This window comes from uncultured Gimesia sp., from assembly GCF_937910335.1.
Taxonomy (GTDB): domain Bacteria; phylum Planctomycetota; class Planctomycetia; order Planctomycetales; family Planctomycetaceae; genus Gimesia.
In genome coordinates, this window is sequence record NZ_CALEMX010000260.1 from 22,930 (window position 1) to 30,718 (window position 7,789).

A 7,789-nucleotide genomic window follows, 5' to 3' on the forward strand; every position below is an offset into this window, starting at 1 on the left:
GGGACATTTATGGTATTGAATTTGATTGACTGTTGTTTGATGCAGTGGAGATTTCTCTCACTCGCGCGCGACGCGTGCAACGCATATTCGCTAATGGCGGGTGGGGGTCAAGGGTGGTTTTTTCAGGTGTTTTTCGGGTGCTTTTCGAGGAAAGGGCTGTGATTGATTTATTGATTTTGAAAAATTTTTGCAACTTGATGACTCTCGGGCAGGTAAACGTGGTAGATCAGGTTAAGATTGGTGGTCGGTATCGTGCGATCTGAAATGGAGAACTGCCAACATTCGTTATCGTCTTTCTGTAAAAAAAGGGGCTTATCCGTGCATACTGTGAATCCAGTTTCTTATCTTCAACGGTTTTCATTCTTACTCTGTTTTCTGGCGATGGGTGCTGTTGTCTTTGCGCAGGGCAAGTCTTCGACGGAGCCGCGCAAAGAAAATATTGATTGGAACAAACCGATCGCCGTGGCTTCGATTGCCAGTGTCGATCGCGTTCTCGAAGACATTGATTATCTGTTTGAAACGGTTGATAAACCGGAATACCCGGCGATGATCAAGGGTTTTCTGGCCCAGTACCGGAATCTGGAAGGGTTAGATAAAACCAAGCCGTTCGGAGTTCTTGTTTATTTGAATAAAGGAATCTCCCCGCAGCCGACATCTGTTGGATTTGTGCCGATCAAAAATCTGGATGAATTAACTGAAACACTGAGCGAGGTTGGTTTTCAACTGGCGCCGGTAGAAGGAACAGAAGATCGTTATACGCTAGCGCTGCCTAGTTTTTCCGTGCATCTCAAGCTGGCCCACGGCTATGCTTTCTTCCAGCTCAAAAGCGAAGCACTGGATCGAGATTTTACTAACCCCGAGACTTATACCAAAGCGCTGGCTGCTAAATACGATATTGCTGGCGCGCTGTTATTGCAAAATGTACCTGAGCCGATGCGGATGATGGCCGTGGATCTGGCGAGTGCCAAAATTGATGAACAGCTGGCCCGCAAACGAGATGAGAACGATTTTCAATATCGCACGCGTTCTGAAACGGCAAAGTTTCTGTTAAAGCAATTTGAGCTTGTAGCGGCAGATGGTGAAGACTTGACATTTGGCTACAACCTGTCAAAAGCAGACAAGCAGATTCAGTTACATCTCGGTGTTAAAGCTAAATCAGGTTCAAAACTGGAGGCAGAGTTAAAGAACGCTTCCAAGGCAACCAGCCAATACTCATACCTCAATGCGGCGGCGGCAGATTTCCTCGCCTATAATGTCTTTCCGTTGCGTAAAGATTTTGAACAGAAAGCGATTCTGGATTTGATTGAGAAATCAAAGGCGAATGTGCCCCCCTCTTTACTGGGAGATGAATCGAAACCAGGCTCGGTTGCGAAAATGATAGAAGCGGGTAAAGCAACCGTTCGTTCGGGAAAATTGGATGGACACGTTCAGATTTTGCAGACATCCAAAGGGAAGCCTGCTGTGATTGCAGCCTTGAAGTTGAAACAGGGGAATACCTTCAAAGAAGGCTTGCAGGAATTGTTTGATTTGATGTTACAGGCAGAAGATACGGAGGGAATGGAAAAAAATGTCGCTGAGGTCGATGGAGTGACGATCCATAAAATTCTTCCTAAAAATATGAAGCAGGATACGAAAGAATTCTTTGGTGAAAACCCCGTGGTTTACGTGGGCTGTGGACCACATGCGTGTTGGATGGCGATGGGAGAAACAGGTTCTCTAGAATTATTGAAAAAGTCGATTGCCAATAGTCAAAGTACTCGGAGTAAGCCTGGCTCTGCTTTTCTGATTTCTTTAAAGATGGCTCAGCTTCTTCCCCTGGCAGAAAAAAACGCGAAGAATCGCGAGATGATGGAAGCTGCCAAAGTTGCGTTTGCCTCGGGTGGCGATTTACTTACTTTTTATCCTAAAATCACAGCTAATCAGGCGAGTTTGAATTTGGATTTGGGCGAAGGTTTTATTCGACTGATTTCCTTAGCCATTGCCAACCGAAAGTAGAACACTGTTCCCGATATGTCTGAACCAGAAAATTCGATCCTCCCCTACCTGACAGAAGATTTAGCGGGAACAGGTGGTTCGCTAAAAAATGCCGTCGCAGATTTCGTTGTTGAGGAGATCCCCGTTTATGCGCCTACGGGTGAAGGGGATCATCTTTTTCTCTGGATTGAAAAGCGGGGTGTCTCTGCGCAGTTTCTGGTGAAGATATTATCGCAACAGCTGCGAATCAATCCTCGGGACGTTGGTGTGGCCGGGATGAAAGATCGTCATGCGATCACGCGGCAGTTTGTTTCCGTGCCTGGAGAATGTGAACCGTTGTTGGCTGATTTTGCTTTTGACGGGATCAGCATTCTGGAGAGTGCGCGACACGAACGCAAGTTGAAAACGGGGCATCTCAAAGGGAACCGTTTTTCGATCTTACTCCGCAATACGGATGATGATGGATTCGAGAATGCGGTTGCGATTCAGGAACAAATCGCGCAATCCGGCTTTCCCAACTATTATGGTGCGCAGCGGATGGGCATTGGCAATGAAACCCTGATCATGGGTTTGAAACTGTTAAAAAACGAACGCGTGCCAAGCAAATACTTCAGCAATAAATCATTAAAGCGACTGGCATTGTCGGCGGCGCAGTCTTGTCTGTTTAATCGTGTTTTGTCAGATCGCGTTTCTGATGGGAGTTTGCATACCGTTCAATTGGGGGACGTGATGCAGGTTTGTGAATCGGGTGGCATGTTCGTTGTGGAAGATGTGCCCACGGAACAGGGTCGCTTCGATCTGCAGGAAACCGTGATTACTGGCCCTATTTTCGGGCCTAAAATGAAGCAAACCACACATGCGGTACAGGAGCATGAAGAAAAGATCCTGCAAGAGTTTTCGTTAGAGCCTGCTCATTTTTTGCGATATAAAAAACTGACTTCTGGTGCCCGACGTCCATTTCTTATCTGGCCTGAGCAACTTAAAATAGAGCAAACGGATGATGGCATTTTATTCGATTTCGCGCTACCATCGGGCGTGTATGCAACGATGTTGTTAAGAGAATTTATGAAAAATGAAACAGCAGTGTCCGTTCCCGGCGATACTGTCTGAAAGGAATTCTTTGTGAAAGTTTTGATCGATCAAGAACAGATCAACTCGCGCGTCATTAATCTGGGACGTGAGCTGGCAAAGGAATACGAGGGCCGACCGCTGACGATTATTGGAGTTTTGTCGGGAAGTCTGGTGTTAATGGCCGATTTAATTCGCGCGATAGATGTTCCTCATCAGGTGGGCATGATTCAGGCTTCCAGTTATCGAGGTAAAACGACAACGCCCGGTTTATTAGAGGTCAACCTGGATTATCTGCCCGATATTACTGGTCGTAATGTTTTGCTTGTGGATGATATTTTTGACACCGGTAAAACAATGCAGACTGTGTTAGCTCAAATCGGTGAGTTAAAACCACGCTCTCTGAAATCGGCTGTGCTGCTTTGGAAAGTGGAAGCAAACGAAGTGGATTTTACACCTGATTTTCACTGTTTCAAAATTCCAGACCATTTTGTGGTCGGTTATGGACTGGATTACAATAACGAGTATCGGCATCTTCCTTTCATTGGTTATCTGGAAGATGCTGATCTCGCTTGATTGATTTTTTATCAGAATTAGACGTCGAGATTTTTCACATCTAAGGCATGTTTCTCGATAAATTCACGTCGTGGTTCGACGACGTCTCCCATTAAGACGCGGAAGATTTCGTCGGCAGCCGCGGCGTCTTGCATGCCGACTTGAAGTAAGACGCGTTGTGCGGGATCCATACTGGTTTCCCAAAGTTCTTCGGAGTTCATTTCGCCCAACCCTTTGAAGCGGGTTAATTTCAGGCCTTTTTCTCCGATTGCTCTCATCGAAGGCAGGAGATTTCGGAGATTTGTCAAACGAACGACATTCCCTCCGGTATTGATATTAAACGGAAAAATAGGCTCTCCATTTCGGTTTCCAGGGGAATAGAAATCTTTTAATTTCATTCCATAACCTCTCAACTGTTTCAACAATTCATTGATGCTTCTGATCTCATGCAAGTCGGTCACCTGCAGGGCACCTTCTTTGCCAAACTCATCTTCTTCGCTTCCTTCGCCCTCTTCAGAATTCGGCTCTTCTATTGGCTGACCATTATCGTCTGCGATTTCGAGTTCTTCGCCGCGTTTTGCTTCTTCTTCTTTCAAGAATTTGGTCATCTCTTCCTGGGAGGAGAACCAGAATTGTTCTTTGCCCAGGAAGATTCTGTATTGGGGAAGCAGGCCGTCTTCTGTTGCAAAATTGAGGGACAGGAATTTGAGGTCGATTCCGCGGCGATCCAGGGTTCCCAGCGGTCCTTCCAGTTCTGCAACGAGCCTGACGAGTTTTTCCAGCATTTCGCCTTCAAAAATGGTTCCATCCTCATGTTCCAGATTGGAGCCGCTCAAGGCTAATTCCACAAGTTGCCCCATCATTTCTTCCTGGGTCTGAACATAGCGCACTTTTTTTCCCTGAGTCACTCTGTATAAAGGTGGTTGTGCGACGTAAACGCAACCATTATTTACGAGTTCCCGCATGTGGCGGAAGAAGAACGTCAGGAGTAAGGTTCGAATGTGGCTGCCATCGACGTCGGCATCGGTCATCAAAATGATTTTCCCGTAGCGACGTTTCGTGACATCTTCCAGTTCTGCTCCCGGGGGAACACCAACGGCTTTGAAGATATTGGAGATTTCCTGATTATCCAGAATTTTAACGAGTTGTGCTTTTTCCACGTTCAGAATTTTACCACGCAAAGGCAAAATTGCCTGGATGTTGGAATCGCGACCCGTATCGGCGGAGCCGCCGGCGGAGTCACCTTCGACCAGGTACAATTCTGTGATATCCAGTTCGCGGCTGCGGCAATCTCGCAGTTTTTCGGGGAGGCCTCCTGTGGTGAGTGCCCCTTTGCGGCGTACCATTTCCCTGGCTTTTTTAGCAGCTTCGCGTGCTTCTGCTGCGAGTAATCCTTTGAGAGCAATCTTTTTGGCGACGCCCGGATTTTCTTCAAAGAACTTTGTTAATTTTTCATTCACGACTGTTTGAACGATGCCTTCGACTTCGCTGTTCCCCAGCTTTGTTTTTGTCTGTCCTTCAAATTGGGGATCGGGTACGCGCACCGTGATGACGGCGGTTAAGCCTTCGCGAAAATCGTCGCCGCTGGGTATGTAATCTTTAAACAAGTTTGCTTTTTTTCCATAAGCGTTCACTGTTCTTGTGAGCGCGCCACGAAATCCGGAAAAGTGAGTGCCCCCTTCGATGTTGTAGATATTGTTAGCAAAACAGCGCACATTTTCGTGTGAACCATCATTATGCTGAACTGCGATATCAACTTGAACGTCTTCCAGCTCTCCTTCGATATGAATAATATCCTCGTAGAGCACATTTTCTGTACGGTTCAAATGACGTACAAACTCAATCAATCCTTCTTCATAATAAAATTCATCGGACTGGCCGCTACGTTCATCGTTGATCCGAATTCTGATACCCGCATTTAAAAATGCCAGTTCCTGTAATCGTTTTGTTAAAGTGTCGTAGAGGAAGTTGATATCCGGAAAAATAGTTCCATCTGGTTTGAACGTAATTTTGGTTCCGCTTTTGTCTGTTTTTCCTAATTTCTGAATCGGAGTTTTGACAGCGCCCTGGGCAAATTCCAGCGTCCATACATGTCCTTCGCGACGCACTTCGGCTTCCAACCATTCGCTGAGCGCATTCACGGCTGTGATCCCGACGCCATGTAATCCACCGGTGCCCGTTTTATAACCGCTTTCACGGTCGAATTTTCCACCAGCGTGAATTTCAGTCAGCACGACTTCTAAAGCCGGTCGATTATTCATCTCCGGCATTTCACCTACTGGAATGCCACGTCCATCATCACTGCAGCTGACACTTCCATCGGCATTGATTTTCACATTAACTGTTGTGGCAAATTTATTGACACATTCATCGATTGAATTATCGACCACCTCATAAACCAGATGATGTAATCCTCGTAATGTCGTATCGCCAATATACATGGCTGGTCGGGTTCGAATGCCTTCTACGCCTTCCAGTGCACGAATATTGGATTCGTCATAACCTGTTTTTTCAAGATCTGCCTGACTCTCTTCTTGTTCACTCACGCTTAATCACTCCCGTGACTTAATTGATAGTTTCTCTTCTCAGAAACTGTGACTTTTCTTTTCATCAGCCCCAAACAGTGAGATCACATTCCATTGATAGAACTGTTTGAACTACTTTTTTACTTTAGATTTCAATCGAAATCGAATATCGCGGACATCCTGTTTCCCATACTCTTTTTGTAACTTTTGCAGCAATGAACCCTTATGAAATGAATTGAGTTCATTCAACAAGGCAGAATTTTCTACTCCTACCATTACAATTCGATTTTTGATTCCCTGAACTGCGGTCTGGCTGGCAATCTTTTCTCCTGCGGCCTGTTTCCAGGCTTTTACCAAGCGTTGATCTCCCCGCACTCGAGCCAGGCCTTTCAAAGCAATCAGCTCTGACAAGGCTTGGGAAATAGGAGCGGCTGCAGGAACCGCACGACTCGATTTGAATTCGTACTGTTTTGACATTGATTACCGTGCTTGCGAAAGGGGCATGATAACATATGTGTAACCATCGTCCGTTTTAAGAACGGCTGCACTGTCTGAATCGATCAATTGCAGCCTGATATGAGCTGCAGAGTCTAAAGCTTTAAGGAAATCTGCCAGGTAACGAACATCGAACGTAATCACGATATCGTCGCCTTCGAATGGTATTGGAATTTCGACTTTCGATTCTCCCACAGAGGCCGCCACACTTTTCAATGTTAGTAAACCATTGGAAAAGATGAAGTCAACGCCCCGCGTTTCGACGTCGGTTACAATTTGTGCCTGACGAACTGCCCCGAAAAATGTTCCGACTTCCAAGTCGATATTGTGAATGGGTTCTGGGGGAATCACATCCCGGTATTTTGGAAATCGTCCTTCGACCAATCTGCCGAAAATGGTCGAACGGCCACTTTTTACGATGACGTCGTTAGCACGAATCGCTATCTGAATACTGCCCTCATCGCCGATCAGACTCTTTTCAATCAGCGACATGGCTTTCGCGGGAATCACCGGACGGTTGTTTTGATAGGCCTCATCGCCTTGATAAGCACAAGCCGATTCCACTAAAGCCAATCGCCGCCCATCTGTGGCCGCTAATGTCAATTTTTCATTTTCCACATCAAACAATACGCCGCCCAAGGCATATCTTGTACTTTCGGGATCGGTGGCAAAAACTGTTCTTCTGATCATTTCCCGAAAAGACTGAATGGGAATCTCAAAAAAGTGAGATTCATTAAAGGTTTCTACTGATGGAAATTCGGATGGATCATGTACAGAGAGTCGAAATTCGCTCTTTCCTGCTTGGATCAGAATATAATCCTGATCTGACTGTTCGTCTTTTTTCAGCTCGATTTCTACAGAATCGGTGGTTGCTTCACGTAGAATCGAAACCAGCTCGTGAACGGATAATAATATTTCACCGGGAACGATGACCTCGACCTCTTCGAAATCAAATCGAATACTGACTTCCAGGTCGGTTCCGCTCAAGGTTGCCTTACCATCTCCTACTTCGAGCTTGGCACACTTCAGAATTTCTTTCGGTGTACGAGAGCTAATGACGCTTCCAATCATCTGAAAGCCGGATAATAGCGTAGATCGGGAACAACTGAGCTTCATTTTTGGATCAACTTTTATAAGATTTCATCGAACTTCCAGATTCTCTCTGATCAATA

General features: G+C 45.9%; 6 protein-coding genes. 3 read left to right on the plus strand and 3 right to left on the minus strand.

Going from position 1 to position 7,789, the window contains the following annotated elements:
• The first annotated feature begins 318 nt into the window (after positions 1-318).
• Genes Q0668_RS10630 through hpt form a run of 3 tightly spaced genes read left to right on the plus strand, consistent with a single transcriptional unit; the run spans position 319 to position 3,618 of the window.
• A complete protein-coding gene (locus Q0668_RS10630; protein ID WP_298864029.1) occupies positions 319-1,995 on the plus strand; it encodes a hypothetical protein in 1,677 nt (558 codons plus the stop codon).
• 15 nt (positions 1,996-2,010) lie between these two features.
• On the plus strand, positions 2,011-3,084 hold the full coding sequence (locus Q0668_RS10635; RefSeq protein WP_298864032.1) for a tRNA pseudouridine(13) synthase TruD: 1,074 nt from the start codon (positions 2,011-2,013) through the stop codon (positions 3,082-3,084).
• Between the two features lie 12 nt (positions 3,085-3,096).
• On the plus strand, positions 3,097-3,618 hold the full coding sequence (hpt, locus tag Q0668_RS10640) for a hypoxanthine phosphoribosyltransferase (protein ID WP_298864035.1): 522 nt from the start codon (positions 3,097-3,099) through the stop codon (positions 3,616-3,618).
• A 17-nt stretch (positions 3,619-3,635) separates the two neighbouring features.
• Here the strand turns inward: hpt and Q0668_RS10645 are convergent, their stop codons facing one another.
• From Q0668_RS10645 to dnaN, 3 genes are all read right to left on the minus strand, one after another.
• On the minus strand, positions 3,636-6,143 hold the full coding sequence (locus tag Q0668_RS10645) for a DNA gyrase subunit B (protein ID WP_298864038.1): 2,508 nt from the start codon (positions 6,141-6,143) through the stop codon (positions 3,636-3,638).
• Positions 6,144-6,254: 111 nt separating this feature from the next.
• Positions 6,255-6,599, minus strand: a complete 345-nt coding sequence (locus Q0668_RS10650) for a DUF721 domain-containing protein (RefSeq protein WP_298864041.1) — start codon at positions 6,597-6,599, stop codon at positions 6,255-6,257.
• A gap of 3 nt (positions 6,600-6,602) precedes the next feature.
• Complete coding sequence (gene dnaN / locus Q0668_RS10655; RefSeq protein WP_298864044.1) at positions 6,603-7,733, minus strand: DNA polymerase III subunit beta; 1,131 nt, start codon at positions 7,731-7,733, stop codon at positions 6,603-6,605.
• Positions 7,734-7,789 lie beyond the last annotated feature (56 nt).

Excerpts from the sequence above, each read along its gene's own strand:
- Q0668_RS10635 (WP_298864032.1), top strand. The coding sequence starts at position 2,011 with ATGTCTGAACCAGAAAATTCGATCCTCCCCTACCTGACAGAAGATTTA.
- Q0668_RS10650 (WP_298864041.1), bottom strand. The coding sequence starts at position 6,599 with ATGTCAAAACAGTACGAATTCAAATCGAGTCGTGCGGTTCCTGCAGCC.
- dnaN (WP_298864044.1), bottom strand. The coding sequence starts at position 7,733 with ATGAAGCTCAGTTGTTCCCGATCTACGCTATTATCCGGCTTTCAGATG.